The 26118-nt window shown below is 45.9% G+C and carries 31 protein-coding genes and 1 pseudogene; 22 read left to right on the forward strand and 10 right to left on the reverse strand.

Annotation, left to right across the window (positions count from 1 at the left end):
• Positions 1-56: 56 nt before the first annotated feature.
• Genes DWZ67_RS02035 through DWZ67_RS02050 form a run of 4 tightly spaced genes read right to left on the reverse strand, consistent with a single transcriptional unit; the run spans position 57 to position 2497 of the window.
• Entirely contained in the window at positions 57-833 is a 777-nt protein-coding gene (locus tag DWZ67_RS02035) for a DUF4122 family protein (protein ID WP_120138036.1), read from the reverse strand.
• Positions 823-1296 carry a DUF3408 domain-containing protein gene (locus DWZ67_RS02040; protein WP_120138037.1) on the reverse strand — a complete coding sequence of 158 codons (474 nt, stop codon included), beginning with the start codon at positions 1294-1296 and terminating at the stop codon, positions 823-825. Before DWZ67_RS02040 ends, DWZ67_RS02035 begins: the two co-directional genes overlap by 11 nt.
• 2 nt (positions 1297-1298) lie before the next feature.
• Positions 1299-1736: a DUF3408 domain-containing protein gene (locus tag DWZ67_RS02045; RefSeq protein ID WP_005801797.1), complete on the reverse strand. Its 438-nt coding sequence runs from the start codon at positions 1734-1736 to the stop codon at positions 1299-1301.
• Positions 1737-1741: 5 nt separating this feature from the next.
• Positions 1742-2497: a ParA family protein gene (locus DWZ67_RS02050; RefSeq protein WP_120138038.1), complete on the reverse strand. Its 756-nt coding sequence runs from the start codon at positions 2495-2497 to the stop codon at positions 1742-1744.
• A gap of 634 nt (positions 2498-3131) precedes the next feature.
• Here DWZ67_RS02050 and mobA point away from each other — a divergent pair.
• From mobA to DWZ67_RS02100, 10 genes and pseudogenes are all read left to right on the forward strand, one after another.
• Positions 3132-3602: a conjugal transfer protein MobA gene (gene mobA, locus DWZ67_RS02055; RefSeq protein ID WP_120138138.1), complete on the forward strand. Its 471-nt coding sequence runs from the start codon at positions 3132-3134 to the stop codon at positions 3600-3602.
• Positions 3592-4845: a conjugal transfer protein MobB gene (gene mobB, locus DWZ67_RS02060; RefSeq protein WP_120138039.1), complete on the forward strand. Its 1254-nt coding sequence runs from the start codon at positions 3592-3594 to the stop codon at positions 4843-4845. Before mobA ends, mobB begins: the two co-directional genes overlap by 11 nt.
• A 34-nt stretch (positions 4846-4879) precedes the next feature.
• Positions 4880-5800, forward strand: a pseudogene (locus tag DWZ67_RS02065) (YWFCY domain-containing protein); the annotation flags it as partial.
• A gap of 639 nt (positions 5801-6439) precedes the next feature.
• The gene (gene ltrA, locus DWZ67_RS02070; RefSeq protein WP_120138040.1) at positions 6440-8092 is read left to right on the forward strand and encodes a group II intron reverse transcriptase/maturase; all 1653 of its coding nucleotides are present in this window, start codon (positions 6440-6442) and stop codon (positions 8090-8092) included.
• A 4-nt stretch (positions 8093-8096) separates the two neighbouring features.
• Complete coding sequence (locus DWZ67_RS02075; protein ID WP_120138041.1) at positions 8097-9317, forward strand: TraM recognition domain-containing protein; 1221 nt, start codon at positions 8097-8099, stop codon at positions 9315-9317.
• Between the two features lie 283 nt (positions 9318-9600).
• Positions 9601-9840 carry a hypothetical protein gene (locus tag DWZ67_RS02080; protein WP_243635129.1) on the forward strand — a complete coding sequence of 80 codons (240 nt, stop codon included), beginning with the start codon at positions 9601-9603 and terminating at the stop codon, positions 9838-9840.
• Between the two features lie 19 nt (positions 9841-9859).
• Positions 9860-10126: a hypothetical protein gene (locus DWZ67_RS02085; protein WP_120138042.1), complete on the forward strand. Its 267-nt coding sequence runs from the start codon at positions 9860-9862 to the stop codon at positions 10124-10126.
• A gap of 11 nt (positions 10127-10137) precedes the next feature.
• Positions 10138-10392, forward strand: a complete 255-nt coding sequence (locus tag DWZ67_RS02090; RefSeq protein ID WP_120138043.1) for a DUF6926 domain-containing protein — start codon at positions 10138-10140, stop codon at positions 10390-10392.
• A gap of 11 nt (positions 10393-10403) precedes the next feature.
• Positions 10404-10901 (forward strand): hypothetical protein, encoded by a 498-nt coding sequence (locus tag DWZ67_RS02095; RefSeq protein WP_120138139.1) that lies wholly within the window; start codon positions 10404-10406, stop codon positions 10899-10901.
• A gap of 11 nt (positions 10902-10912) precedes the next feature.
• A complete protein-coding gene (locus tag DWZ67_RS02100) occupies positions 10913-11203 on the forward strand; it encodes a DUF4120 family protein (protein WP_120138044.1) in 291 nt (96 codons plus the stop codon).
• Between the two features lie 59 nt (positions 11204-11262).
• On the opposite strand, the gene DWZ67_RS02105 is transcribed toward DWZ67_RS02100, so the two are convergent.
• The 5 genes from DWZ67_RS02105 to DWZ67_RS02125 all read right to left on the reverse strand — a co-directional run bounded on the left by DWZ67_RS02105 (position 11263) and on the right by DWZ67_RS02125 (position 16084).
• Positions 11263-12117 (reverse strand): hypothetical protein, encoded by an 855-nt coding sequence (locus DWZ67_RS02105; RefSeq protein WP_120138045.1) that lies wholly within the window; start codon positions 12115-12117, stop codon positions 11263-11265.
• Positions 12118-12157: 40 nt separating this feature from the next.
• Entirely contained in the window at positions 12158-13375 is a 1218-nt protein-coding gene (locus DWZ67_RS02110) for a transposase (RefSeq protein ID WP_120138046.1), read from the reverse strand.
• A gap of 238 nt (positions 13376-13613) precedes the next feature.
• Positions 13614-14249 carry a PP2C family protein-serine/threonine phosphatase gene (locus DWZ67_RS02115; protein WP_120138047.1) on the reverse strand — a complete coding sequence of 212 codons (636 nt, stop codon included), beginning with the start codon at positions 14247-14249 and terminating at the stop codon, positions 13614-13616.
• Positions 14236-15084, reverse strand: coding sequence for a nucleotidyl transferase AbiEii/AbiGii toxin family protein (locus tag DWZ67_RS02120; protein WP_120138048.1), 849 nt, complete (start codon positions 15082-15084; stop codon positions 14236-14238). Before DWZ67_RS02120 ends, DWZ67_RS02115 begins: the two co-directional genes overlap by 14 nt.
• Complete coding sequence (locus DWZ67_RS02125; RefSeq protein ID WP_207888798.1) at positions 15062-16084, reverse strand: type IV toxin-antitoxin system AbiEi family antitoxin; 1023 nt, start codon at positions 16082-16084, stop codon at positions 15062-15064. Before DWZ67_RS02125 ends, DWZ67_RS02120 begins: the two co-directional genes overlap by 23 nt.
• 896 nt (positions 16085-16980) lie before the next feature.
• On the opposite strand from DWZ67_RS02125, the gene DWZ67_RS02135 reads away from it, so the two are divergent.
• From DWZ67_RS02135 to DWZ67_RS02145, 3 genes are all read left to right on the forward strand, one after another.
• Positions 16981-18750 carry a DUF3945 domain-containing protein gene (locus tag DWZ67_RS02135; RefSeq protein WP_120138050.1) on the forward strand — a complete coding sequence of 590 codons (1770 nt, stop codon included), beginning with the start codon at positions 16981-16983 and terminating at the stop codon, positions 18748-18750.
• A 40-nt stretch (positions 18751-18790) separates the two neighbouring features.
• Positions 18791-19051, forward strand: coding sequence for a DUF4099 domain-containing protein (locus tag DWZ67_RS02140; RefSeq protein WP_120130341.1), 261 nt, complete (start codon positions 18791-18793; stop codon positions 19049-19051).
• A gap of 105 nt (positions 19052-19156) precedes the next feature.
• Entirely contained in the window at positions 19157-21253 is a 2097-nt protein-coding gene (locus DWZ67_RS02145) for a type IA DNA topoisomerase (RefSeq protein WP_207888799.1), read from the forward strand.
• Here the strand turns inward: DWZ67_RS02145 and DWZ67_RS02150 are convergent.
• Positions 21231-21533, reverse strand: a complete 303-nt coding sequence (locus DWZ67_RS02150) for a hypothetical protein (RefSeq protein ID WP_165852442.1) — start codon at positions 21531-21533, stop codon at positions 21231-21233. The genes DWZ67_RS02145 and DWZ67_RS02150 overlap by 23 nt on opposite strands.
• On the opposite strand from DWZ67_RS02150, the gene DWZ67_RS20330 reads away from it, so the two are divergent.
• Genes DWZ67_RS20330 through DWZ67_RS02190 form a run of 9 tightly spaced genes read left to right on the forward strand, consistent with a single transcriptional unit; the run spans position 21454 to position 26110 of the window.
• On the forward strand, positions 21454-21690 hold the full coding sequence (locus tag DWZ67_RS20330; protein WP_120138053.1) for a hypothetical protein: 237 nt from the start codon (positions 21454-21456) through the stop codon (positions 21688-21690). The two genes, DWZ67_RS02150 and DWZ67_RS20330, sit on opposite strands and share 80 nt — an antisense overlap.
• Before the next feature lie 12 nt (positions 21691-21702).
• Positions 21703-22002 carry a hypothetical protein gene (locus DWZ67_RS02160; RefSeq protein ID WP_243635130.1) on the forward strand — a complete coding sequence of 100 codons (300 nt, stop codon included), beginning with the start codon at positions 21703-21705 and terminating at the stop codon, positions 22000-22002.
• A gap of 50 nt (positions 22003-22052) precedes the next feature.
• Positions 22053-22280 carry a hypothetical protein gene (locus DWZ67_RS02165; protein WP_120138141.1) on the forward strand — a complete coding sequence of 76 codons (228 nt, stop codon included), beginning with the start codon at positions 22053-22055 and terminating at the stop codon, positions 22278-22280.
• Between the two features lie 34 nt (positions 22281-22314).
• Positions 22315-23262: a PRTRC system protein E gene (locus DWZ67_RS02170; RefSeq protein WP_120138054.1), complete on the forward strand. Its 948-nt coding sequence runs from the start codon at positions 22315-22317 to the stop codon at positions 23260-23262.
• Positions 23263-23266: 4 nt separating this feature from the next.
• Positions 23267-23488 carry a PRTRC system protein C gene (locus DWZ67_RS02175; protein ID WP_120138055.1) on the forward strand — a complete coding sequence of 74 codons (222 nt, stop codon included), beginning with the start codon at positions 23267-23269 and terminating at the stop codon, positions 23486-23488.
• A 5-nt stretch (positions 23489-23493) separates the two neighbouring features.
• Positions 23494-23658, forward strand: coding sequence for a hypothetical protein (locus tag DWZ67_RS20335; protein WP_243635131.1), 165 nt, complete (start codon positions 23494-23496; stop codon positions 23656-23658).
• Between the two features lie 38 nt (positions 23659-23696).
• The gene (locus DWZ67_RS02180) at positions 23697-24602 is read left to right on the forward strand and encodes a hypothetical protein (protein ID WP_243635132.1); all 906 of its coding nucleotides are present in this window, start codon (positions 23697-23699) and stop codon (positions 24600-24602) included.
• Positions 24603-24605: 3 nt separating this feature from the next.
• Positions 24606-25325 (forward strand): prokaryotic E2 ligase family D protein, encoded by a 720-nt coding sequence (locus tag DWZ67_RS02185; protein ID WP_120138057.1) that lies wholly within the window; start codon positions 24606-24608, stop codon positions 25323-25325.
• Positions 25322-26110, forward strand: coding sequence for a PRTRC system ThiF family protein (locus DWZ67_RS02190; protein WP_120138058.1), 789 nt, complete (start codon positions 25322-25324; stop codon positions 26108-26110). The genes DWZ67_RS02185 and DWZ67_RS02190 overlap by 4 nt, the downstream gene beginning before the upstream one ends.
• Positions 26111-26118: the final 8 nt, after the last annotated feature.

Consider the following 26118-nt stretch of genomic DNA (forward strand, 5'->3'; position numbering starts at 1 on the left):
AGGCACGCCGATATCACATCGACATGCCCCCAAAAATATGGCAACAAAAGAAACAATTAAACGAATTTACCTATATCGAAAACTTCTTTTTTCTTCGGAGTACCCCTTCGTCTTAAAAGCGGTTTTCCGGCTTCATCCAGATATTCGTTGAGCAGATGCCCGATTTTATGCTGGCATCCGATTTCGTTTTCAAGAAGATTCAATATTTCCGTACCGGATAACTTGTGATAAATTGTCATGCTCGCACGAAAAGCCTTCTGTTCATCACGGGTAGCGGAAGTCAACACTTCCACCACATTATTCATTTCCTCGAATGTCATTGCCGTGTTGAAATCAGGATCAGGTTCCGCACCCACCGGAGCCATAAGTTCTTCCTTTTCCTCCTTGGTCAACCCTTTGTTTTCCTGTACCACATCCTCGGGATTGATTTCTTCATCTTCTTCTATAGGTTCCCTAACCAATGGTTCGGAATGTGTTGGCTTTTTTCTTGCCACATCAGGGTCTTCCAGATAGACGATTCTGGTCTTGCCAATCACGTCATTACCGTCAACCTGAGAAGGCCGTTCTACAGTTATAGGCTTCTCCTGTACCACTTTTGTTTCCGGCACATTTTTCTTACGCCTTGCCTTTTTCCTGGCTTTTTCAGCTTTCTTTTCCCTGTATATCCGATATTCTTTACGATATTTCCATAACTTGATACGGGCTATACGCATCATACGGTACACTTTCTCCCAAGTGTCATACATTTGCTGACTGAAGATGAATATCCACAATCTGTATAATATGAAGATGGCGCACAATACTTTGACTATAAAAAATATATCAATTTCCATAATCTAAAAATTTAGAGGTGTTCTCGTTATACATTTCCATGATTTCCTTTTCGTACTTCTGCAAATGGTCTGCGATTATATTGCTTATAAAGCCTGAGACAGTTGCTTTAGGGGCAATGACAGGGAGTATCCGTTTTATCCATTCGATGTCACTTCTGTTTGCATATACCTGAATACGATTCGATGCAGGATGGCAAATCAGGAACTTTTCAATATAATCGGCTTTAGTCTGTTCCGATATCTTTTCATACACTTCTTCAAATGTCATGGAATCTATTGGTGAATATTCAATAGGACTTTCCTTTTGTTCAAGCTGTTCTTTTTTCATGTCATTGTCAATGTTATTATTGGGTGAAACTTTCTTGTTCTTTCTACCGCTTATAAAATTAGCGATTAGCCATGTGAGATTAAACACAAGCAATACTGCATTAATAATCAGCATATAAATGATAATTGCGTCCATAATTATTTCTTATATAAAGGTTCGTTATTGATTTGATTGTAATAGAGGCCGTCTATTTCCTCCTTATATTGCTCGAAATGAGCGGTCAGTACATTGTCAATGAATTTCGACATACTGATTTTGGGGGCTACAACCGATAAAAACTTCTGTATAAGCCGATAATTGTCGATACCGATATAAGCCTGCTGCCTTTGCAGGACATTTCCTCCCGAAAGGAACTCTTTGCGGTACGAATCCGTGACGTCCTTTCGTTTTTTTGGTTTGCCTGTACTTTTCTCAACAGTTACAGGTCCCGGATTGTCCGCTTCGCACTCATTCCCATCGGATTCATCAGTGGTTATTACATCATCCACGGATATGTCTTTCCCATAATTGGGTATATCCCCGGCCATAATGCCTCTGATCATCTCTTCGTTCACGGTTACTTGTTTTTTTGCCATAGTATTTATTTTTTGAATTTGATCAATAGTTCTTCCGCCAATTCTGTCAGCCCGCTACCCTTCAACGATTTGGCCGGAGGAGGAAACAAGGTACAACGAAAGAAGTTTCGGGTTGTCAAGGATAGTTCCTTGTTGTAGCGGTTGGTTTCCGGGATGATGGTATCCAATACCGTAAATTCCAATTTTTGCATGATGATGTTGTAAGCGTCGAAAACTTCCGTGGAAGCGCGGGCATCTTTACGGGTCCAGAAAAAGAGGAATTCTCGCAAAGGAGCTTCCTTGCTTGTCTTGGCATAGTCCCATACGATAGTTGAGAACGAAAGACTGCTTTGCATTACAATACGGTCAGGAATAATCGGGGTTATCACATAGTCCATGTTCACGATGGTGTTGATTACGCCGGAAGAATTCACTGTTCCGGGCAAGTCCACGATAATCAAATCGTAATTCCCATTATTCATAAGTTTCTCCGCTGCATCACGGGCATTTTCCGCTTTTGAGCCGACAATCGTATAGGCTTTCTTCCGGATACGTTCGTACTGGGATTTCAGCAGTTGTTTGAAATAATCACTGTTTTCGACTATGCGCATGTCCCTTTCCTTCATACGTACCAGGCTGTACTGCGGATAATCACAGTCGATGACAGCTACATTCAGTCCTTTCAGGTAATGATAATACCCGGCAAGCATAATCGTCATGGTTGATTTTCCCACTCCGCCTTTCTGGTTGCAAACGGCAACTAAAACTGTGTCTTTTTTCATTTTTCTTTCTTTTTTATAGTTAAACATTAATCGGATTCAGTATTCCGGTAAGTAAGGAATGACTGGATATATGCCGTAATACGGTATCTGATCCATTCAGTCCGACGGTCATTACTGCACATCACAAGTCTGTCTGTCAGACATTCCTTACTGCCTGTGTGCAGTACTCCATTCGTGCATCATTCCAGTCATACATTCTCTCATTCAGACAGTCAGTCAGCAGGTCCTTCACATACTCTTTACTGCACATATTCTGTCGTTCATGCCGCAAATAAAAAGGAAAATTTTCATACCGGCACTATGTTTCGGGTGAGGTGACGACCCTTGTCACCGTATGACATCTTGTTACATATAATCAACTGTTTTACAGATAGATATACCGCCGTAACTTTGCCACCGACAACGGAATGGATGCCGGATGGAGTTATCCCGAAGCCGAAGAATGAGGCTGAAGGTCAAAACTCAATTTGACTTCAGGCAAATTCATGTTCAAGCGAACATAGCAAGTTGTGTTTTGAGGCACCCGAAATAAATTCGGGCACTCAAAACAAACTTGCCGTTCGCCTGAAGGCTCGGGAGGGATTTCCTCCAAAGTCGGAAATCCATGACGGAAGAAACAGAACAGAAAATCTCAATGCGTATGGAAGAAAACAGTAAAAGAAAGACAAGAAAAGGTGCGGGACGGAAGCCGAAAACAGACCCGGCGGTACACCGCTATGTAGTACGGCTGAACTCGGAAGAGAACGGGCACTTTGAAATCCGGTTCCAGAAATCGGGATTGAAACAGCATTCCAAGTTCATCAAGGCAATGATTTTCGGACACGAAATGAAGGTGGTCAGAATCGACAAGGCGGCGATGGACTACTACATCAGACTGACCAATTTCTACCACCAGTTCCAGGCCATCGGCAACAACTACAACCAGACTGTGAAAGCCGTCAAGTCCAATTTCGGCGAGAAACGGGCGTTCGCCCTGCTCCGCAATCTGGAAAAGGCCACCATCGATCTGGTGGTGCTGAGCAAGCGGGTTATCATGCTTACCCGGGAGTTCGAGGAAGAATACCTTATAAAGAGAAAGAAGGAGGAACAGCAGAATGGTGGCTAAGATCAACAGGGGTGTATCGCTCTACGGGGCGGTCATCTACAACCAGCGTAAAGTGGACGAGGCAACCGCCCGTATCATCGCGGGCAACCGCATGATTACCGACCTCACCGGAAATCCTCACAACGTCATGCAGCAGACACTGTGGGCTTTCGAGAGCTACCTCGCCGCCAACAGGAACACGGAGAAGCCGGTACTGCATATCTCTCTGAACCCATCGGTGGACGACCGCCTCACGGACGGGCAGTTCGCGGAACTGGCACGCGAGTACATGCAGAAGATGGGCTACGGCGACCAGCCCTACATCGTCTATCTGCACGAGGACATCGACCGCAGGCATGTCCATATTGTCTCCACCTGCGTGAAGGAGAACGGCGAGAAAATCAGTGACGCATACGAATGGAACCGTTCGATGAAAGCCTGCCGGGAACTGGAAAACAGATTCGGACTCAAGCCTGTGGCTGACAAGCGGAACGAACTGCTGGAACCGTATCTCAAGAAGGCGGACTACCGGGACGGGGACGTAAAGCGTCAGGTCGGCAATATCCTCAAAAGCGTGTTCACCGCCTACCGCTTCCAGACATTCGGGGAGTTCAGTGCCATGCTCTCATGTTTCAACATCGAGGCCAAACAGGTTCGGGGAGAATTTGAAGGTTCACCCTACAACGGCATCGTATATACCCTGACGGACGATGCAGGCAGGCCGGTATGCACGCCCATAAAGTCTTCGCTCATCGGCAAGCGCTTCGGTTACGAAGGGATAGAAAAAAGGATTGCCGTCAATGTCCGAGATTTCAGAAACCGGAAGTGGCAGCCGAAAATCCATGATGCCGTCACGCTGGCCATGCACGGCTGCCGAGGAAACCGGGAAGATTTCATCCGGCTGCTCGGGGAAAAGGGCATTGACGTGGTGTTCAGGGAAAACGAGGAAGGCCGTATCTACGGCGTGACCTTCATAGGCCACAGGAACCGTGAGGTATATAACGGTTCCCGTCTGGGCAAGGAGTTTTCCGCCAACGCCTTCGAACAGCTTTTTAACAGGCCGCAGGAATTTCCGGAGCCGGAATCCACCGGACAATATGCCTCCACACGGGAGAGCCTTTCCGACAACATGGAAAGCGCCATCGAGCAGGCTTTCGGAATATTCAGTCCCGACATCAACGGACCGGACCCGCAGGAGGAGGCACTCGCCCGCAGACTGCAACGCAAGAAAAAGAAGAAACGCCGTTCACGCGGCATATCCTGATTGTCAATTACCAACCATCAAAATTTTTACAGTTATGCAACAAGAAGATGATTTAAGAGGACTGGCCAAGGTCATGGAGTTCATGCGTGCCATTTCCATCGTGTTTATTGTGATCCATGTCTACTGGTTCTGCTACAGCGCATTCGTGGATATGGGCATCAACATCGGAGTCGTGGACAGGATTCTGCTGAACTTCCAGAGGACGGCAGGATTGTTCAGCAACCTGCTCGTGACGAAAGTGTTCGCCTTCATATTTCTGGGACTTTCGTGTCTGGGTACGAAAGGTGTCAAGAACCAGAAGATGACGTGGCGGAAAATATACGCCGCCTTCCTCGGCGGCATCGTCCTGTTCTTCATGAACTGGTGGATGCTTGACCTGCCGTTCAGTACGACATTGAATGCTACCGTATATACGCTGACGCTTACCATGGGCTACATTCTCCTGCTTATGTCGGGAATATGGATCAGCCGTATGCTGAAACACAACCTCATGGAAGACGTATTCAACACCGCCAACGAAAGTTTCATGCAGGAAACAAGGCTTATGGAAAACGAGTATTCCGTCAACCTGCCCACGAAATTTGTCTATCAGGGCAAGGAATGGGACGGCTGGATCAACATCGTGAACCCGTTCAGAGCCTCTATCGTACTGGGAACACCGGGCTCCGGAAAGAGCTATGCCGTGGTGAACAACTACATCAAACAGCAGATTGAGAAATCATTTGCCATGTATATCTATGACTACAAGTTTCCGGACCTCTCGGAGATAGCCTACAACCATCTGCTCAAGCACAGACAACATTACAAGGTCAAGCCGGAATTCTATGTCATCAATTTCGACGACCCCAGACGCAGCCACCGGTGCAATCCCATCAACCCCAAATTCATGGCGGATATATCGGATGCCTACGAAAGTGCCTACACGATAATGCTCAATTTGAACAAGACCTGGGTGTGACCTGGAAAGTCACGTAATTGATTGTTAAACAACAATGTATATTGTAAGATTTAACCCGCTGTTCCGTCAGCGGTAGCCTACTATAAGGTGCATCTCCAGTGATGGGTTGTGCCAAGCTTATAGGACAAAGTACACTTTCCGAAAGGACAAGACTGAACCGTGAGGGAAAGTCAAGGGTGGTTAGTATCATACTGCCAAGTGGCGAGGCTGGATAGCATGGTTAACGTAAGTGAACTGACTTTAGCCGTCGTAAGGTTTGAAGGAGCGCAAGATACTTTAGCTCTCACCAAAAGGTAAGCAGTCGGATAACCCTTGCCCATGTTAGGGTTACACGGACACAGAACTGCCGGCGGACTTGGCAGAACCTAAACTATCCGTTTGTCAATTACGTGGAACAGGGCAAGCCTGTATCTCTCTCGTAAGAAAACGAGTAAGCAAACCGCAAGGCAAGCCGAATGGGGTGCAGGTATGAGATAACGGAAAAAGCGAACGCCATCCTGTAATGGGGTGGATACGGATTGAATCGACATCACGGGTTGCTGTTGGTGACATCATCCGACACGAAAGTGGGCAGACTTCCGTATATGGTAACTCTTTACAAGATAACTTATAGAACTTTCAAAAGGAGGAAAGCAAATGAACGAAATTAAAACATCGTGTGCGCCTGCTGACAACAGGAATCAGACTTGGGACGGTATGGACTGGTCCAAGTGTGAAACCTATGTCCGAAAGCTACAAGCGCGTATTGTAAAGGCTCAGAAAGAAGGCAGACATAATAAGGTAAAAGCCTTACAATGGATGCTTACTCACTCTTTTTACGCCAAGGCATTGGCGGTAAAGAGGGTTACTTCCAACAAAGGGAAGAATACGTCTGGAGTAGATAAACAGCTTTGGGATTCTCCCAAGCGCAAGTACAAAGCAATTGATGAACTCAAACGCCGTGGTTATAAACCTCAACCGCTCCGTAGGGTTCATATCAAGAAAAAGAACGGCAAACTTCGACCGTTGGGAATACCGACAATGAAAGACAGAGCGATGCAAGCATTATACCTAATGGCTTTGGAACCGATAGCCGAAACGACAGGCGACCGTTTTTCCTATGGTTTCCGCAAGAAACGCAGGACAATGGACGCTATCCGTCAGATTGACACGGTTCTAAACCGCCAACATTCCCCCGAATGGATTTTGGAGGGAGATATTAAAGGCTGCTTCGACCACATCAGCCACGACTGGCTTCTTAATCATATTCCTATGGATAAGACGATACTCAGAAAATGGCTGAAATGTGGAGCTGTATTCAATGGCAAACTGTTCCCGACAGAAGAAGGTACACCACAAGGAGGTATCATATCACCGACACTTGCAAATATGGCACTTGACGGACTTCAACCACTCTTGGCCGAAAGATTCAAAAGACGTTTCATCAACTATAAGACATTCCACTACAAAGTGAATCTTATCAGATATGCGGACGATTTTATAATCACTGGTCGGGATAAGGAGCTTTTGGAAAACGAGGTCAAACCTATAGTAATAGAATTTCTCAAAGAAAGAGGTCTTACTTTATCCGAAGAGAAAACTACCATTACAAACATATACAACGGTTTTGATTTCTTAGGTTTCAATATAAGGAAGTTTGGCAAAAAGCTATACACGTCACCGTCAAAAGAGGCACAGAAACGCTTTAGAGCTAAAATTAGTGACATCGTTAAAGGACATAAAACGTGTAAGCAGGAATCGCTGATACGAATGCTCAATCCTGTAATTACAGGCTGGGGAAATTACTACCGATATGGTGCATCAACCGCTGCTTTTCATGATTGCGACTACCACATTTATAACCTCACGAAACAATGGGCTTTACGCCGTCATCCGAAGAAACGCATAACCTGGGTGGCAGACAAGTATTGGCAGGAAATTCGGGGGCGTAAATGGACATTTGCATGGAAATATGAATCAAAGAACAAGAAAGTAAATTACTTGACTCTTAAAAGGTTGTCGGATATACATTATACTCCGTATAAACAAATCAAGGGTGAAGCAAATCCTTTCGACCCTGACTATGATGATTATTTCTCTCAGCGAAAGGAACAACAAATGCTGGAATCTCTCAAAGGACGTAAGTCTCTCTTATATTTATGGAACAAGCAGAATCGGACATGTCCGTTATGTGGAAAAGTTATAGATTGTACAAAAGCATGGAACGTCAACGAAATACATGTTAACGGTTCGATTGTACGACAACTTGTCCACAACAACTGCTACAAGCAAAATAAACGAAAATGTTGAAAGTATGAGCCGATTTCTAATAACAAATAGGAATATTGAGTTGCTTGAGCCGTATGAGGGGAAACTCTCACGTACGGTTCTTAGGGGAGGAAGAGGCAGCAATGCCTCTGACTTACCCGATATACAGAAACAGGGTGATTTCTTCGTGGAGTCACCGATTATCCTGCTTGCCGCCATCATCTGGTATTTGCGGATTTACAAGGACGGCAAGTACTGCACGTTCCCTCACGCGATAGAGTTTTTGAACAAGCCGTATGCCGACATTTTCACGATTCTGACCTCGTATCCTTCGCTGGAAAACTACCTTTCTCCTTTCATGGATGCCTGGCAAGGGGGCGCACAAGACCAGCTCCAAGGCCAGATAGCTTCGGCGAAAATCCCGCTTTCAAGAATGATTTCACCGCAGCTTTACTGGGTCATGACAGGCGATGATTTTACGCTTGATTTGAACAATCCCGAGCACCCGAAAATCCTTTGTGTGGGCAACAATCCCGACCGCCAGAACATCTATTCGGCTGCATTGGGACTGTACAATTCCCGTATCGTGAAATTGGTGAACAAGAAGGGACAGCTGAAGAGTTCCATTATCATAGACGAGCTTCCGACCATTTATTTTCGCGGCATCGACAATCTGATAGCCACCGCCCGAAGCAACAAGGTGGCGGTCTGTCTCGGCTTTCAGGACTTCTCGCAGTTGGCCCGTGACTACGGTGATAAGGAGGCGAAGGTTATCCAAAATACGGTAGGAAACATCTTCAGCGGCCAGGTGGTCGGCGAAACCGCCAAGAACCTTTCGGAACGCTTCGGAAAGATACTCCAGCAGCGGCAGTCCATTTCCATCAACCGGCAGGATACATCCACCTCCATCAATACGCAGTTGGATTCCCTGATTCCCGCTTCCAAGATCGCCAACCTCTCGCAGGGCACATTCGTGGGCAGTGTGGCGGACAACTTCGGGGAGGAGATAGACCAGAAGATTTTCCATTCACGTATTATTGTCGACAGCGAAAAGGTGGCGGCGGAAACGAAAGCCTACAAGAAAATCCCGGTCATCAACGAGTTCAAGGATGCGGACGGCAACGACATCATGCAGCAACAGATAGACCGGAACTATTCGCGCATCAAGGCGGATGTGATGCAGATAATAGAAGATGAAATGGAACGTATCAAAAATGACCCTGATTTGCAGCACCTGATTCCGCAGGAGGATGACGACGAGGAATAATATCAGACAGACCGCTCTTTTATTTCAGCCTGCAAAGTTCGCCCCGTGCCTGTTTGGATTGAGCAAGGCCGTGCCCTTACGGGTTTCCGCAAAAATCATCCTCGCTCCGCTTGCGGTATTTTTCCGTAAAGCCTTGCACAATCCGGCACGGAACGGTATGGCAGGCAAGAAATAAAATATCGGCTCACGAGCCGGTAAGTGTTTAACTGAAAAACGAATGGTCATGTGTACAACAAATGTGAACAATGCTACAAAAGGACTGTTAAGTTAAATTTCCGGAAATATGAAAAATATAGTCATCGGACAGATTCATTGGAAAGGATGTGCCTATCCCGTCAGGAAAATAGATACCGAAAGACAGACATTCAGGGTATCCGTGGAGAGTCTTATGGATGAACTGATAAACGATATGCGTAACGGCATATATGAGGCAATGGAAGCGTGTGAAGAGATTGACGGCTTTTGTACCGAAGAAGAACTGAGAACACTGTCTGATAGCGAATTGTACAGAATGTATTGTTAAACTATAAATATAAAAAGGCATGAAAAAGAGAAGCAACTTCACACCGATGGAAAGATTCCATGAGATTCTCATCGGTCATGGTCTGAGCGCAATGAATGTGGGAATTAACCATATTCGTATTTTCTTCAACGGCAAGAAGCTATTTGACTACTATCCGCTGAGGATGAAACTCTTTGACTACCACAACTGGCATCAGCTGACTTATCCCTCTTTCGGGAACGGTGACGGGAAATGGGAAACCGAACTTGAAGGCATTATCAGTAGACTTATCGCATTACCCCAATAAATAAAGAAACCATGGATGACAATAAAAAGGAAACGCTCGTTTGGGACAACATTCCCGAATGGGCGATTTTTTCATTGGAATACGGAATTGAGGAAGAACTGTTCCTGACCGATGAAGACAAGGATTTGATAACCCGGTTTATCACTGAAAACTTCCCGAACGGGTACACGATGAGCGTGGACTGGGAATCATACAAGGAGTTCGACTGTTATCCTGCTTTCGGGAAACCGTGCAAGACTTATACGGTCAAGTTTTGTAATTTATAAATCAGATGAATATGAGAAAGATAACATTAAGTGAATACAACGCCATTCCGGAAGACTACCGTGGAATCTGGACTGTGGAGCGTTGGGACTTGCCGGATTGGGCTGAAAAACGTGAAAGGCATATCGGTAAACGCACCATGATGGTCAATGACAACGGCACGTGCCTGTTGGTTGAAGGAATGGGCTTTGAAATCGTGGATGACAGTACATGGAAAAAGCCCGGTGAAGTCAGACGGGAAATTGGCGGCCTTTATCTGAAATTCTACAGCGGACAGGGACGTGAACCTCATTATGCGGATTGTGTCATCCGCTGGCGTGACACTCTGGAAACGGTAGAGGCAAGGATTGCCTTGTCTATGGACTCCGATACAAAAATGGATGACGAGATATTCTATTACTGCAACGGGGTAGATGACCTGAAATCATTGGCGGATAAAAGCATGGAGGACTTTACCATAGCAGAGTGCCTCGGTTTCGGCATATATGAAGAACTGTTACAAACAACTTAAAATTATCGGATATGAAAATCAAATGTCAGGAACACTACGACAAGGTGCTGGAGTATGCCAAGAGCATTGGCGACACAACTTTTGAGAAATGTATCGAACGCCTCAAACAGTGGGAGAAGAACTCCAACGGCAGGTATGAAATTGAACTCTATTGGGATTTCGCGCCGTATTCATTCGGTTTTGCTGAGGTGGCTGCGGACGGAAGCAGGGGTGTTGTCGGTGGATTGCTATACCATGGCAAACCGGATGAATCTTTTGCCGTAATCATGGAACCGTTCCACGGCTGGAGCATTCACACGTAATACAAATCTCTAAAAGCCCATTCATATAGATTCTTTAGCTTGAATGGGCTTTTGATTTTTTATGGAACAGGAAATATTATTCTCCAATTTTCATCTGGATTATAAATATCATTTTCGTTAGTATCAATGCACCATGCTCCAAAAAAGTCCTCTACCATACCTTCAGTCATAGTATTAATAATTGAAAGAGGACGAGCAACTTTTCTTTGAATATAATTCAATCGATAACCGTCTTCAGAATCTATAAATTGAAAGTTTTTCTCACCATATACATAGGTTCGAATAATTTCCATTTCATCTATTGGATAGTGTTGCGTAACATGTTTTGCAATGGCAGCTTCTAAAATGGCACTTTGCAACTGTGCAATTTCACATAAAAGGCGACAAACAATGACCACATCTTCAAAATTTATTAGATGGCCAGTCAATCCATTTGCAGGGAATTTATAAGAAAAAATCTCCCTATATTCTCGCGCCCAATCTATAAGTTTCTTTATTTCATCTCCTTTTTTCTTATTATATTTTGCAACAATATCACCAATAAGATTTATTGTTTTAGAATGAGTCATTGTTACCAAATCATCACTCCACCCTATATGTGGATTCGTAAAAATAACAGATCTTGCACAGCTAAGAAGAGGGTAATATAATAAATAAGGTTCTACGATTCTTAAATTTTTAGATTTAGCATATTGTGCGGATGTTAGCAACACGGAAGAAGCTAAAATCATTTTTGATGCTAAATAAGTTCGTATAATCCACTGTGTATTAGATTTGATATCAAATACTTTTGCTATTTCAGTAAAAGGTGGGCGTAAATCGTTTATTCTTGTTTCAATTATTTTTTCACCAAAGTTTGAATACAATTCTTTATATTCAAAATAATCGTTTTTTATTCCAGACAAATAATCCATAAATTATAATTTTCAATAGTTCGTTAAAAATTAGCCCAGCCTAAACGGCTCTGGCAGTAAATAAAATGAGTTCTTTGAAAAGTTTGTCAATTAATTGCGTGTTTGGTTCAATCCCAGACACGCAAATAAATCGTTCAAGCATGTAAGCATTGTGTATGACTGACTTGCATGATGATATGGAATATTTTATTCCCATCTTCTTACAGGCAGCTTTGGCAAGGTTTATCGCAGCAAGTGATGCATTAAAGTGAAAAGCCAGTTTCCTGAAGTCTGTAGACTGACAGTTTGTTATTCCGGCATGTTGCTTTGCATCGCGAAAGCAGAATTCCAGTTGGAAACGTGTCCTGTAAAAGTCCAGAACATCCTGTGCGTTCTGTATTTCGTTTGTAGAGAAATACAGTTGCCATTTGTCCGTTCTTCCATCCATAGGATACCATACAGCCAGGCTCACAAAACGTTTGAGTGCTTTTGAGTATGCTTTCAGTCCGTAAAGTTTACCTTTGTTCACTTTGTAGTCGGTACATCTTGTGATGTCCAGATTTTCAAAGTCAATCTTTCCGTCATACAATTTTGGACGTCCGCGTTTTCCTGTCCTATTTTCTAAGGTGGGATAAAACAACACTGCATCATTTCTGAAACGGCTTATAACGTGGAATCCGTTCTCGCACAATGGTTTGATGAAAGTTGCCTTTGAAAAGAACGCATCACATACGACAGTGCCAGAAATACGTTTCAGATGTTCCTGTATGCTGATAAGGTAAGAACTGTACCAGTCTACAAGATTCTTCCCGCAGCTTTCCAACGTTGCGTTGTCAGGTGTCTGTACAGAGCCCAAAGTCATACATTCATGGTTGTCAACGTCAATAACTCCGATACCCGTTATTTCCAGTCCACGCCTGTATTCGCCGGCACAACCGGACCAGAAATAGCCAATCCACGGTGTTTTGCTGCCTGATTTTGGAATGAAAGACGGATCAACGGCTATCGCCTTGCGACCACCTTTAAGGTGTTCCCTTATGATGGCTTCATTGAAGGAAAACCGGTCAAAGTCATCATTTTCAAAATTGTTCCGGTATGTCTGTTCCGAGAAACATCCATATCGTCCCATTTGAAGGAAATTGATGCGGTCAGGTATGGCCATGAACAATTTCATTGCATCCATGAATACTTTCTGAAAAGATTTGCTTATATTTACAGCTGATTCGAGAGCGTTTCTGCACTCGGATTGGTATTGCATAAGGAGTGATTCTTTAGTCATAATTAAAAGTGGTAGAATACTTCTAATTTACTAATAATCAACGAATTATGCAATACTTTTCCTGCTAATTTTCAGCTGTTTAGCATATCTTTTTCATCCCTTTTCTTACTCCTTGACGATTCATTCTTGACAGTATTTCAATGATCTCTTGAATATATTTTTGAACCGGATTATGCCGATTCTATGTTTAATTTTAATTTATCGGTAAAAATTTACCGAAGTATTGTAATTTTAATAACTATATTAAATTAATTTCTAATAAAGAGCTGTCATCGAACATGTTCTTCGCGGAAATAATGAAATTCTGTCCAGCCAATTCTGCGAAATCCACATATTGATAACAACCATCGGAACAGATGTATATTCTGTCGGTTTGTTCCAACTTTTCTTGCTTAATTGGAACTTTGTCCCGGTATCCTTTACCATTGACGCATCGTGTCAAAAACGGGCCTTCTACATCGGTTACAATATGGTCTGTGCTCAACAGTATCAGTTCTCCGTTACAGACCTTATACAACCTCACATTGCCTTGCCAAGCGTAATACAAAAAATCATCAATTATCAAAGCCACGGTTACAGCGGCTCCCATCCTACATTTCAATTCCTTGCATTTTTTAGATATAGCAGTATCGGCTGCGTCGAATGCCATACACAAAACATCTTCCGGTGAACTATCCTGAACATGATCAAGAATTGTTGTCATTATGGATTCAGATACAATTTTTGCGGCCTCTGCACCATAAGACAAGCCTCCCATGCCATCCGCAAGAATGGCAATAAGACTATTGTCGGACAGCTTATGGCATAAGATATAATCCTCGTTGATTTTATCTTTTCCGGAGTAACTGATAGTTTTGAACTCAATCGTTTTCATCCTCTATTGCTTTTTGAAAAACATCTGCAATGATTTGCCATGTCTCCTTTACTGTTTCATAGGTCAAGTCATAACTGTGTTCTATAATTTGATTGAATAGTCTGCTCTCATCATCTTTCTCAAGCTCCTTTTCAATGCAGCCCTTATAATAGGCTATCTGTTCCTTGGTCAAAAGAAGAAGCAAATCTCGGGCAAGCCAATACCCGCCGACAATATATTCATCGAATTTTTCCCAATCATAAACTTCGGGATAAGCATTACGGTCGAGGTTAGCCATGAAATAATTGGATAGAATAAACGACATATCTTCCGCATCTTTACTTGTTTCGATGTTCCTATCCAACCACGCATTGAATTTCAAAAGGAACAGACCGTGAAGAGAGGCTATCTTGATATCAAATTCATTATCTATGTTGACAGTAATTGCTTCCGATAACACTTCATCAAAACCCTTCACCGACATCGCAATCTCTTCTTCGGGCGGCCAATATATGTTATCGTCTTCTTTAGCAACGCCATACGGAACAACATCCAGTTCATATTCACCATAGTAGAACCGTTGGTGCATGTGCTGTGATTTCTGAAAACCATCGGCAACCAATCTTTCTTTGATTTCATCGAAGACACTCCAGTCAGGTATTGCAATCGCAATATCCAAATCCTTTGTCTTCCTTCCGGAAGTGGTACCGATAAGCTGACGGATAATTATATCACGGGCTGTTGCTCCGATGACATAAAACTCCCGCCCCATACGATTGAAACTATCCGTCAGTTTCTCCAGCAATTCCACTAATAACGGATTGGCTATTTTCTCACTTGTAATCTTTAAGTCCATAATCCAAAAGTCTTTCTGCCATTTCCAGACAACGGCTGTTACCACTACCTATCAAATCCGCATAGATAAGCATCAAAGGAACGAGTTGATTGTCCGTTTCCCATTTCCAGAATTTTTGATAGATTCTTATCTCTCCATTCTCATTTTGCATTACCATCCCTGTCTTCAGGAGGTTTGCAGCAGGAATATCTGTATATATGTCAAATACCCCCGGTTCCAAATAACCATCTATCTTATTTGCTCCGCCTTCTCCTCCCCAATACATGCCTTCTGGCAACTTCAATGCAGTCCAATTCATCCGCTGGTCATTCGTTCGGAAACTCATTTTCCCAAGCAACAATTTGGGTTTCAACACTTGATTGTAATTTTCCGCCCAAAGATTGAAAAGAGCGTTTACGTTTTTGAGAACTCGTCTTCTATTGGTTTGCAAGATGAAATTTCTCTCCGTCAAGGCATCGAATACATTCTTAATGGCTCCCAAAGAAATCCCGGTTGCGCCTTGTATTTCTCTGTAAGGCTTGTTTACATTAGCAATATCCTGTAATAGATAAAAAATTACTTTCAATCCAGCTTCCTGAAATGCCGGATAAGGCTTCTCTGCTATTAAAGTGTTTTTTTCTCCTTTATTTGTCAGGTGAAATATCACCTTATTTTCTTTTTCATATCTGATATAGCAATTACCGGCACAATCAAGCGTGTTGATACCATTGTTTGCCAAATCGTCCATAACGGTTGGCGTGATATATTTGGCAATCAACAATACGGGTTGCTTTTCCGCTGTTGCTAATGCCTTTAGGCGGCTTGCAACATTCCCGACAGTTGCAGTTGTCACCGTGTTTTTGACTTCACATAGAAAATCCACATTCATAATTCGGATGACAGCATCAAAATTCCGGTATGGATTGTTCTCCATTTGAATGACTGCTGTTTCAGGTAATGTCAATTTTTCCCGTAATGCCTTCAATGCTAAATTCAATGTCTCATGTTCTGTCAACACCATATCTTGTTCATTTTATTGTTGTGTTCATTTATAATGAACACTGCAAAGGTAGTGAACAAACTCCAAATCACCAACAGTTTTGTTCATTATTTCTATTTGTTCATTAAAAATGAACAAATATTTAAGAGTGAACAAAAACTGCTTTACAAAAATAATCAAAAAGAGATTACCTATGGTACTATTCAATAGAGTCATAGTATCTTATTCCATATTCCTCCATAAAATTCCATCCTAAGTGCGCTTCCCTTGTCAAGTCCCATTAAGAAGTTAACTCGGAGGGACGATACCTTCCACGTTCAAGCCTCCGGTTTTCGCGCAAAAAATTCCTTTCAGTAATTTTTCACCCGAAAAAACGCTCCGGTATCGCCGTCCGAGTTGAGGAATGGGTCGGGACTTAGCAAGCGAAGCGACCTACGACGCATAGGACAATTCTAAAAAACAACATGACGGCTATATTTTATCGGTTAATGTTGTCCCAATGCTCTATGCCATCTTATCATTTCCCAACCTTACACTGCCTTCTGTCTTATAGAGTGCCACAAGAAAGCGGGGACTAAAGACAGCTCGCTCCCAACTCTGCATAAGACAGGTTTTCTTTCTTTTTGTCGCTCGTTTTTCCACTTTTCGGTCTGTTTCGCGCTTTTTCTTTCCCAGCGTTCCCTTTTTATGCTTTTCCCTTTTGCGGTTGTGTGCCATTTTCAGGGCGTTTTCATGCTTTCTCCCTCCGTTTTCTCTCTTTTCTCTCTTTTCTCTTCCTCTGTTTTCCATCCTGCGGTGAAACGTGATGACAAGCGATGAAACTTATAGTCTAACACATTGTAAATTAATTATTTATCAAAATTCATCCTATATATTTGCACTGACATTTTTAAGTATCAACTCTAAAAACCAAAGTTATGGCAAAGAAAAATGGAAGGGACGATCCCCCTAAACCGCAAGTCACCGAGAACGAACAGATGAGCGACATTGTGTTCATCCTCGACAAGATGGAACTGATTTTACAAGCGGTGTCTGAAATCAATAAGGACGGCCGGTTCAAGACGGTTCCGGCAGACAAGGAGCACCAAAACTCCTTTCTGAAAATCGACCGCTACGCCAACCTGTTCGAGAATTTCCTGAAGAACTTCTGGAGCCAGCTCAAAGACCCGACACGGTTCGGCATCCTCACCGTCAAGGAGGACACGCTGGATAACCCGGAAGTAAGGCAGGCAGTAGAGGACATGGCGACAGGAAAGCAGACGAAAGCCGTGGAGGAATTTCTAAAGAAGTACGAGATTGTTCCACGCGACAAGGAAAACCAAAGTATCAACCAAAAAAATCAAGAAGAAATGGCAAAGAAAAATGAAACCACGCAGCAGGCAGTCCAGGAGGGCGGCCAGCAGCAACCCAAGCACCGCTACAACGAATCCATGATCAACTGGGAGGAGCTGAAGAATTTCGGGCTGTCCCGAGAGTACCTTCAGGAACGCGGACTCCTCGACCAGATGCTCAGGGGCTACAAGACCAATCAGGTCGTGCCCATCAGCATGAACTTCGGTTCCGCCGTATTGCGCACCGACGCACGCCTGTCGTTCCAGCAGACCGCCGGCGGCCAGATAGCCCTCGGCATCCACGGCATCCGCCAGAAACCCGAACTTGACCGCCCGTATTTCGGGCACATCTTCTCCGAGGAGGACAAGAAGAACCTGCTTGAGACAGGCAACATGGGGCGTGTCGTGGAACTGAAGGGGAGAAACGGCGAATACATCCCCTCTTTCGTCAGCATAGACAAGCTGACCAACGAGGTGGTCGCCATGCGTGCGGAGAACGCTTTCATCCCGAGGGAAATAAAAGGCGTGCAGCTCACCGAACAGGAGCAGAACGACCTGCGTGAAGGCAAGAAGGTGTTCATCGAGGGGATGATTTCCAACAGCGGCAAGGAGTTCGATGCCCACATCCAGATAAATGCCGAGCGCAGGGGCGTCGAATTTATCTTCGAGAACGACAAACTCTTCAACCGTCAGTCATTAGGCGGGGTGGAGCTGACCAAGCAGCAGATTGAAGACCTCAATATGGGCAAGGCCATTTTCGTGGAGGGAATGGAACGCAAGGACGGTGAGATTTTCTCCTCGTATGTAAAGTTGGACGAAGCGACCGGCAGACCCGCCTATACCCGCTACAACCCGGATTCGCCGGAAGGAGCACGCGAAATCTATATCCCGAAGGAAATCAACGGCGTGAAAATCACCGCCGAGGAACAGCAGCAGCTCCGCGAGGGCAAGACCATCTTCCTCAATGACATGGTGAACCGCAAGGGCGAAGAGTTCTCGTCGTTCATCAAGGCAGACCTTGAAACCGGCAGGTTGAGTTACTCCCGCACCCCAGACGGCTTCGAGCAGCGTGCCGAGTTCAAGATACCGGCAAAGGTATGGGACGTGGAACTTACCCGCAAGCAGCGTGCCAACCTTCAAGACGGAAAGGCGGTCCTGGTCGAAGGAATCAAGGGTTATGATGGCAAGACCATTTCGCAGTATGTGAAGGCGAATTTCAACCAGGGCAGGCTGGACTTCTACAACGAGAACCCGGACCGGAAACGCGATGCGTCACAGCGTAATGTGGTGGCCAACGCACAGAAGCAGGGACAGGAACAGAACAACCGGAAATCCAAAGGTGTGGGTATAGCCTAAACTAAAGTCAAATGAATGTAAAATCTCAAAATTCAGCAATATGAACAAGAATAATGGCAACAACACGCCTTTCAAGGCGGAAGACGTGAACTGGGACGAACTGGCAGGCATCGGTATCCTGAAGGACGAGCTTGAAATGTCGGGAGAACTTGATACCCTGCTTAAAGGGGAAAAGACGAAGGTCCTGTCTCTAAGCCTGGTGCTTCTCGGTGTGGACGTGGTGATGGACGCCACCCTTCAACTGGTACGCAAGGACGGCGAGCCGCTGATTGAAATCCTCGGTGTAAAGCCTTCGGCATAGCCATCGGAAACAGTCGAATCAACAAATAAACAAGTAAAAATGTCAAACCGCCGTTTCCTGTTTTCCAGTTCCGGTAATGGGGAACGGCTTAAATTTTATCCGAACATGAAAGCAATCATAGCAGAAAAACCGAGTGTAGGAATGGATATAGCCCGCGTAATCGGGGCTACAGAAAAAAAGGACGGCTACTGTATCGGCAACGGGTATATGGTCACATGGGCGTTGGGGCACCTCGTGTCGCTGGCATTGCCCGGCACATACGGCTACACGAAAACTGCCGCCGATGATCTCCCGATGATTCCCGAACCTTTCCGGCTGGTCGCCAGGCAAATAAAGACGGCCAAAGGTCTGGTGACAGACATAACCGCCAACAAACAGCTCAAGACCATTGATGAGGTTTTCTCCAAGTGCGACAGCATTATCGTGGCAACGGATGCGGGTCGGGAAGGAGAACTCATCTTCCGTTGGATATATGACTATTTGGGCTACACAAAGCCGTTCCAACGCCTGTGGATTTCCTCGCTGACAGACGAAGCCATCCGCGAAGGGATGGAAAACCTCAGGGACGGCAGCGACTATGACAGCCTCTATGCCGCCGCGGACAGCAGGGCGAAGGCGGACTGGCTGGTGGGCATGAACGCCAGCCGTGCGTTGGCGATAGCTTCCGGCTCGGCAAACAGTTCCATCGGCCGTGTGCAGACCCCGACTCTCGCCATGATATGCGCACGCTTCAAGGAGAACCGCAACTTCGTTTCCACCTCATACTGGCAGCTGCATATCACACTGAAGCAGGGAGAGGTGCACCGCCAGTTTGTCCACCCGGAAGAGTTCAAGGACAAGGAAACGGCCGGGACGGCATACGGGAAAATCACTTCCGGTTCCGTCGCGATTGTCACTAAGGTGGAACGAAAGAGGACATCCCAGCAGGCTCCGCTATTGTACGACCTGACAACCCTTCAGAAAGACTGTAACATCCATTATGATCTGACGGCGGACAAGACCCTTTCCATCGCCCAGGCGTTGTACGAGAAGAAGTTGATATCGTATCCGAGGACCGGAAGTCGGTATATACCGGAAGATGTCATGGCGCATATCCCATCCCTGCTGGAAAAAGTCGTGGCTATGCCCGATTTCAAGGAATATGGGGACACTCTCGATTTTTCCGGTCTGAATACGCGGAGCGTGGACAATGCGAAAGTGACCGACCACCACGCCATGGTCATCACGGGTATCGCGCCACAGGAACTGTCCGAGGCGGAATCGGCCGTCTATACCCTGATAGCCGGCAGGATGTTGGAATCCTTCTCCCCACCCTGCGAGAATGAGTCGCTGGTCATGGAATGTACCTGCGAGGGGATGGATTTCCGTTCCCGATCTTCCGTCATTATCAGTCCAGGATGGCGCGGCGTGTTCCGCAGGAAAGAGGACCGGGACAAGGACGAGCCGGAGGGCAACGGGGGAAGTGCAGAATTTGCCGAAGGAGAGAAAATCATGGTCATGGGACACGGGCTGGCGCAGAAGAAGACCATGCCCAAACCGCTTTACACGGAGGCCACCTTGCTGGCAGCCATGGAGACGTGCGGCAAGCACATCACGGACGAACAGGCAAGGGAGGCTATAAAGGATTCCGGTATCGGTACGCCAGCCACACGTGCCGCCATCATCACCACGCTGGTGGGACGTGACTACATCGCACGATCAGGCAAAAGTGTCGTACCGACCGAAAAAGGAATGCTTGTCTACGAGGCGGTGAAGGATATGCGCGTGGCGGATGTGGAGCTGACCGGCAGTTGGGAAAAAGCCCTGTTGCAGATAGAGGGGCATACCCTTGATACGGAGACATTCATGCGCTCCATCCGGGACTACACCGGCAAGGCGACCGGCGAGATACTGCGACTCAGTTTGCAGGCAATGCCGGGCAAGGTCTTCACCTGTCCCAAATGCAAGACGGGGAAAATCATCATCCGTTCCAAAGTGGCCAAGTGCGACCATGACGGGTGCGGGCTGCTGGTGTTCCGCAAATTTCTGAACAAGGAACTGACCGACCAACATCTGGAGCAGTTGCTTTCGTCAGGCTCTACCAAGCTGATAAAGGGTTTCAAGGGCAAGAAGGGAGTTTCTTTCGACGCGGTGGTCGCCTTTGACGAGGGCTTCAACCTCAAGCTCTTATTTCCAAAGCCTAAAGGCGGGAAAGGCAAATAGCACGGTCATTCCAATTCACGGGCAAAGGTAGCGCACCGCCTTGTTCCGCCTGCAAGGTCAGGCCTTTCAGGTTTCGGGGAAAATCATCCTCACCGTTCCGGCTCCGGTATTTTCCCCGAAAACCTTGCCTGTGGAGGCGGTACGCTTTCCGGCCCCGGAAATTGGAAATGACATGTTTCACCTCATAATAATGTAAGGTCATGAAGGCAAGGGAATGTATCGAAAAAGCAAGGACAAGCAGATGGATACGGATAGTATCATTGGCTGTTGTCGCATTCATCGTGTTCAGTTACCTGTACACGAGAGGCATATCTCCGGTATGGGCGGCGGTCGCCATCGTCTGTTTCAGGGGATTCTTCAGGTTCATCTACCGGATTGCCTGTTTCCTGTTGGCGGCAGCGATACTGTTCTGCATCCTCAGCTATCTGGTTTTCTGACAAGATGAAAATATGAAACGGATATATCATACGGATTTCTGTAAAACCTTACAGAACGGAGCTGTCCTGCCGGGCGGCTCTTTTTGTATCCTGAACTTAGTGAAACTGATAACAGCACGGATAGAGAAGAAAAAGAAGTCAATACAGCCATTGACAGACCGAAGAACTACCGGGCAAAGTTGGCAAACGCTTCTTTCGGACGGCAAGGTCGGGCCTTGCGGTTTCGGGAAAAATCATCCTCACCGTTCCGGCTCCGGTATTTTTCCCGAAAACCTTGCCTTACCGGAAGCGTCCGCCGTAAAGCCCTTGTAGTTCAACGGGCTGCCAAAGCCCGAGTATTCACAAATAAAATAAATAAAATCATGAACCAGGCAATCATCACAAGACCGCCGATGGCACCGTTGCAGATACGTACACCGATGCCCGCAACAAGAAGGAAAAGGACAGTGGAACCGAAACCGGCAGTAAAGTTCCCGCCGCGTGGAACGACAGGGCCGGTGCATATTTCCACTCTATTGAATCCGATTTTGGAAATATGCCGCCATCCCGACAGGGACAGGCTGCTGGCAGAGCTTTTCAACGAAATGTAAATCAATTTTTCAATAACATCAAAAAATCAAGATTATGTTTTTCTCGACAATCCACCAGATGATGACCGATGGCGTGGACCTCACGCTCGTCATCCGCAAAGCGAACGGACAACTGACAGTATCCACACTGCCGAAGTCAAACGGGTTGAAGGACGAAGCCCAAAACCACATCGTACCGCTGACGGTCAGCGGACAGCCGCAGGAACTGGATGCAGGATTCCTGCAAGCCATCGCACGGCCGATACAGAAAGCGGCAGGTCTGCTCACCAACATGGCGCAGTTCGAGGCGCAGGCGGAGAAAGCCGCGTCCGAAAGCAAGGCTGCCAAAGAAGTAAAGGCTAAGGAAACGAAAGAGGAGAAGGAGAAACGCGAGAAGTACGAGAAGCACTTCAAGAAAGCGGAGGAACTGATCACCGCCAAAAAGCACAGCGAGGCTGTCACCGCCCTCGGTCAGGCACGCCTTTATGCCAAACCACAGGACCAGAAGAAGATTGACGAGATGGTTGCTGAACAGAAAAAGGCGATGAATGCGGGCAGTCTCTTCGAGCTAATGGAAGAATCTGCGCCTCAATCACAGGCACAACCTCAGCAGCCTCAAGTGCAACAAGCACCTCAGTATCCGCCGCAACCGCAAATGCAGAGACCGGTGTCCGCACAGCCGCAAAACGGGCAGCGGAATCCGCAACAGCAACAGCAGACCATGTGGCCGCCACAACAACCTGCTCAAAGGCCGGTGCAACGTCAGGTTCCTACACAACCGCAGTATGGCGCACAGCCGCAGATGCCACCCCAACAGCCGCAACCGGTGTATGGGGAGCAATATGGCGCGCACTGGCAGGAACAGGCTTGCCGTCAGGAGGATATGTATCCGCCTTACGGACAGAATGAACCCGCCTATCGCCCGGAGGATTACGAGGAATATCCAGATTTTCCCCAGTCCATGTTAGAACATCATACTTCACATTACGCTCAAACAGTTTAAGATTATGGCACTCGAAATTACAGGAATGACACGTTCATTCACATTCAAGAAAGGTAACGGGATGGTCACGCTTGATGACCCGAACCCGTCGGACAGCCCGGAAATGGTCATGAGTTATTACTCCAACTTCTACCCGGAACTGACAACAGCAACGGTACACGGACCGGTCATCAAGGATGACAAAGCCGTGTACGAGTTCAAGACCACTATCGGAACCAAAGGATAGGATATATGAAGAAGAACAGCAAAAAAGAGAAATCATGTGTACCATTGGACGAACAACGGCTGGGACAACTGGCAAGGCTCATCATCGGGCAGACCAAACGGGAAACCCGGTACGGGGTGGACAGGAAAGAACGGATTGCGGCTCCAAGCGGGGCTGTAATTCTTTTCTGAGCACGGCACTTGCTCCGATAGCACAGAAGAACCTTGTCGTGGATACATACGACGGCAACAGCATCAACGTGGTCACGCGGGAAAACTACGAGTTCCTGCGTGACTCGTTTTTCAATTATGCCCTTCTGTTGAAAAAAGAAGCTGTGCATACTCCGGGCAACAGTATCGGTGAAAGCATCGCCAGGCTGTATGACGAAATGGACAATCTTATTGGAGACAATCTGAATGTGAATATCGAGCAGGAAGAAGGCAGGCTCTTCTTCCGCTTATGGAAGGACCACAAATGGGGAAGCTATACCTTGTATTATTTCCCGGTGAAATTCGTGGAATTGCTCACTCCGGCTTTAAGGAAGATTGCCATTACATTTATCCATAAGTTGATGAGAGCGAACGGCATTTGGACATTTTTAGATTACGAAGAGTCGGACTTCATGTTTGAAATGCTGGCGGAAGATGACGATTCCGATTCATCGGACAGTAAGGAAAGAATGAAATTGTTGGATTCCTATCAAAATGGAAAAATCAAAAAACTGCTCAAAAGGGTGGAATCGAAGTCCTATTATAAGAACTTGCAGAAATCACTTGAATCGTACACTCCGCAAAACGGTTTTGAAATGCAGTTGATTGAAGTGATGAAGAAAGGACTTCCGTTCCTTATACCGGGACAGGGCATAATGCAGTACGCCTACGATGCCTATTATGAGGAAAATCCTGATTTTCATCCTATGTACCTGCAACAGCAGATAAGGGTGGTGTATGATACCAATGATATAGTCACGGATTATCTTGTCGACTATTACAATTCCTATAGTCGTGAAACATACGATATTGTGCCGATAACGACCTTTGACCTGTCACCAAACACAAAAGAATTGTTCCGAATGGACGATTATCCGGAACGATTCTTCAAGTGGGCGGATGAATTTATCAATGTAATATGTTAAGTCATGCTTGAAACTAACGAACTTACAAGAAAATTGAGGACGCTGCTTCACCCGCAAGCGGCGTTGATTGTCTATGCTGAAGAAAAAGACAACCACAACACTTATAGCAATAATTATTTTGTCGAAGTCAGGGATATAGAAGAAAGCGGAAGAATGGGCGAAGGCCGTCCGGTGACAGTAGAGTTCATGAACGAGCTGGTACGGGGATATTCAGAAAGTCATAGCACTACACCATACGGCAGGATTCCGTCCAACCTGTTGTGGTGCGAACCAAGCAAGGGCAGCGAGAAATACATCTGGTACAACCCGCCCCAAAAGCGCATGATGTTCTTCCGTGATGTCCTCAAGATTGAAAGCGCGGAATACAACCTGCCGGGTGTAATCTATGAGGCGGGAGAAAGCTGGCTGAATGTCTATGCCTACAAGGACAAAATACTGACGGACAAGACGGATCTTTTTGCAGCACCGTTCTTCAACGTGACTGGAGCAAGTGTCTGTTTAGGTTCCGCAAAAATAGAAAAGCCGAAAGACCTGACCTACGCAAACCTGCTGGAGTATTGGGAAAAGAAGTTCTGGCTGACAGAATTTTCTCATCTCGGCGGCGGTGGAAATCCCACGAAATCCAATCTGGTACTGGTGACGAAAGCGGCAAAGGACAAGCCTTTCAATCTTGAAGAACTGAAACCATTGAATAAACTGAAACTAAAAGACATATTACGATGAAAAGAGTACATTATACAGACAGTTACCTGATGAACCCGCAACATCCGGTGACGGTGAATATCATTGGTGCAGGCGGCACAGGCTCGCAAGTGCTGACCTGTATGGCAAGGCTGGACGTCACTCTCCGTGCGCTTGGGCATCCGGGATTGTTCGTGACACTTTACGACCCTGACATCGTGACGGAGGCGAATATCGGACGGCAGCTTTTCGGACCGATGGACTTGGGGCTGAACAAGGCACAATGCCTGGTAACGAGGATAAACAACTTTTTCGGCAACGACTGGAAAGCGGAGGCAAGGCTCTATCCATCGGTATTGAAAGAAGTAAAACGGAGTGAAATCGCAAATATCACCATTACCTGCACGGACAATATCAAGTCCAGGCTCGACTTGTGGAATGTGTTGGGGAAAATGCCGTTATCCACCTATACGGACAACAACACTCCTCTCTACTGGATGGATTTCGGGAACACACAAACAACCGGGCAGGTTGTGCTTGGAACCGTGCCGAAGAAAATAAAGCAGCCGGCTTCCACGATGTATGAAACGGTCGGCTCCCTGAAAGTTATCACCCGGTTTGTGAAATACGCGAGAGTGAAGGAGGCTGATTCCGGACCGAGTTGCTCGCTGGCGGAAGCATTGGAAAAACAGGATCTGTTCATCAATTCCACGCTGGCGCAACTCGGTTGCAATATCCTCTGGAAAATGTTTCGGAACGGCATGATCGAGCATCACGGGCTGTTTCTAAATCTGGGAACAATGAAAGTGAATCCTATAAGTTTATAGAGATTGCT

Origin of the sequence: Bacteroides sp. AF34-31BH, assembly GCF_003602795.1 — a bacterium.
Taxonomy (GTDB): Bacteria; Bacteroidota; Bacteroidia; order Bacteroidales; family Bacteroidaceae; genus Bacteroides; species Bacteroides uniformis.

Excerpts from the sequence above, each read along its gene's own strand:
- DWZ67_RS02150 (WP_165852442.1), bottom strand. The coding sequence starts at position 21,533 with ATGAATGCGACAACAGCCAATGATACTATCCGTATCCATCTGCTTGTC.
- DWZ67_RS02115 (WP_120138047.1), bottom strand. The coding sequence starts at position 14,249 with ATGAAAACGATTGAGTTCAAAACTATCAGTTACTCCGGAAAAGATAAA.
- DWZ67_RS02085 (WP_120138042.1), top strand. The coding sequence starts at position 9,860 with ATGAAAAAGAGAAGCAACTTCACACCGATGGAAAGATTCCATGAGATT.
- DWZ67_RS02035 (WP_120138036.1), bottom strand. The coding sequence starts at position 833 with ATGGAAATTGATATATTTTTTATAGTCAAAGTATTGTGCGCCATCTTC.
- DWZ67_RS20330 (WP_120138053.1), top strand. The coding sequence starts at position 21,454 with ATGAAGGCAAGGGAATGTATCGAAAAAGCAAGGACAAGCAGATGGATA.
- DWZ67_RS02075 (WP_120138041.1), top strand. The coding sequence starts at position 8,097 with ATGAGCCGATTTCTAATAACAAATAGGAATATTGAGTTGCTTGAGCCG.
- DWZ67_RS02160 (WP_243635130.1), top strand. The coding sequence starts at position 21,703 with ATGAAACGGATATATCATACGGATTTCTGTAAAACCTTACAGAACGGA.
- DWZ67_RS02080 (WP_243635129.1), top strand. The coding sequence starts at position 9,601 with ATGAAAAATATAGTCATCGGACAGATTCATTGGAAAGGATGTGCCTAT.
- DWZ67_RS02145 (WP_207888799.1), top strand. The coding sequence starts at position 19,157 with ATGAAAGCAATCATAGCAGAAAAACCGAGTGTAGGAATGGATATAGCC.
- DWZ67_RS02090 (WP_120138043.1), top strand. The coding sequence starts at position 10,138 with ATGGATGACAATAAAAAGGAAACGCTCGTTTGGGACAACATTCCCGAA.
- DWZ67_RS02165 (WP_120138141.1), top strand. The coding sequence starts at position 22,053 with ATGAACCAGGCAATCATCACAAGACCGCCGATGGCACCGTTGCAGATA.
- DWZ67_RS02135 (WP_120138050.1), top strand. The coding sequence starts at position 16,981 with ATGGCAAAGAAAAATGGAAGGGACGATCCCCCTAAACCGCAAGTCACC.
- DWZ67_RS02095 (WP_120138139.1), top strand. The coding sequence starts at position 10,404 with ATGAGAAAGATAACATTAAGTGAATACAACGCCATTCCGGAAGACTAC.
- DWZ67_RS02045 (WP_005801797.1), bottom strand. The coding sequence starts at position 1,736 with ATGGCAAAAAAACAAGTAACCGTGAACGAAGAGATGATCAGAGGCATT.
- DWZ67_RS20335 (WP_243635131.1), top strand. The coding sequence starts at position 23,494 with ATGAAGAAGAACAGCAAAAAAGAGAAATCATGTGTACCATTGGACGAA.
- DWZ67_RS02190 (WP_120138058.1), top strand. The coding sequence starts at position 25,322 with ATGAAAAGAGTACATTATACAGACAGTTACCTGATGAACCCGCAACAT.
- DWZ67_RS02120 (WP_120138048.1), bottom strand. The coding sequence starts at position 15,084 with ATGGACTTAAAGATTACAAGTGAGAAAATAGCCAATCCGTTATTAGTG.
- DWZ67_RS02105 (WP_120138045.1), bottom strand. The coding sequence starts at position 12,117 with ATGGATTATTTGTCTGGAATAAAAAACGATTATTTTGAATATAAAGAA.
- DWZ67_RS02175 (WP_120138055.1), top strand. The coding sequence starts at position 23,267 with ATGGCACTCGAAATTACAGGAATGACACGTTCATTCACATTCAAGAAA.
- DWZ67_RS02185 (WP_120138057.1), top strand. The coding sequence starts at position 24,606 with ATGCTTGAAACTAACGAACTTACAAGAAAATTGAGGACGCTGCTTCAC.
- DWZ67_RS02040 (WP_120138037.1), bottom strand. The coding sequence starts at position 1,296 with ATGGACGCAATTATCATTTATATGCTGATTATTAATGCAGTATTGCTT.
- mobA (WP_120138138.1), top strand. The coding sequence starts at position 3,132 with ATGCGTATGGAAGAAAACAGTAAAAGAAAGACAAGAAAAGGTGCGGGA.
- DWZ67_RS02100 (WP_120138044.1), top strand. The coding sequence starts at position 10,913 with ATGAAAATCAAATGTCAGGAACACTACGACAAGGTGCTGGAGTATGCC.
- DWZ67_RS02050 (WP_120138038.1), bottom strand. The coding sequence starts at position 2,497 with ATGAAAAAAGACACAGTTTTAGTTGCCGTTTGCAACCAGAAAGGCGGA.
- ltrA (WP_120138040.1), top strand. The coding sequence starts at position 6,440 with ATGAACGAAATTAAAACATCGTGTGCGCCTGCTGACAACAGGAATCAG.
- DWZ67_RS02170 (WP_120138054.1), top strand. The coding sequence starts at position 22,315 with ATGTTTTTCTCGACAATCCACCAGATGATGACCGATGGCGTGGACCTC.
- DWZ67_RS02110 (WP_120138046.1), bottom strand. The coding sequence starts at position 13,375 with ATGACTAAAGAATCACTCCTTATGCAATACCAATCCGAGTGCAGAAAC.
- DWZ67_RS02125 (WP_207888798.1), bottom strand. The coding sequence starts at position 16,084 with ATGGTGTTGACAGAACATGAGACATTGAATTTAGCATTGAAGGCATTA.
- mobB (WP_120138039.1), top strand. The coding sequence starts at position 3,592 with ATGGTGGCTAAGATCAACAGGGGTGTATCGCTCTACGGGGCGGTCATC.
- DWZ67_RS02140 (WP_120130341.1), top strand. The coding sequence starts at position 18,791 with ATGAACAAGAATAATGGCAACAACACGCCTTTCAAGGCGGAAGACGTG.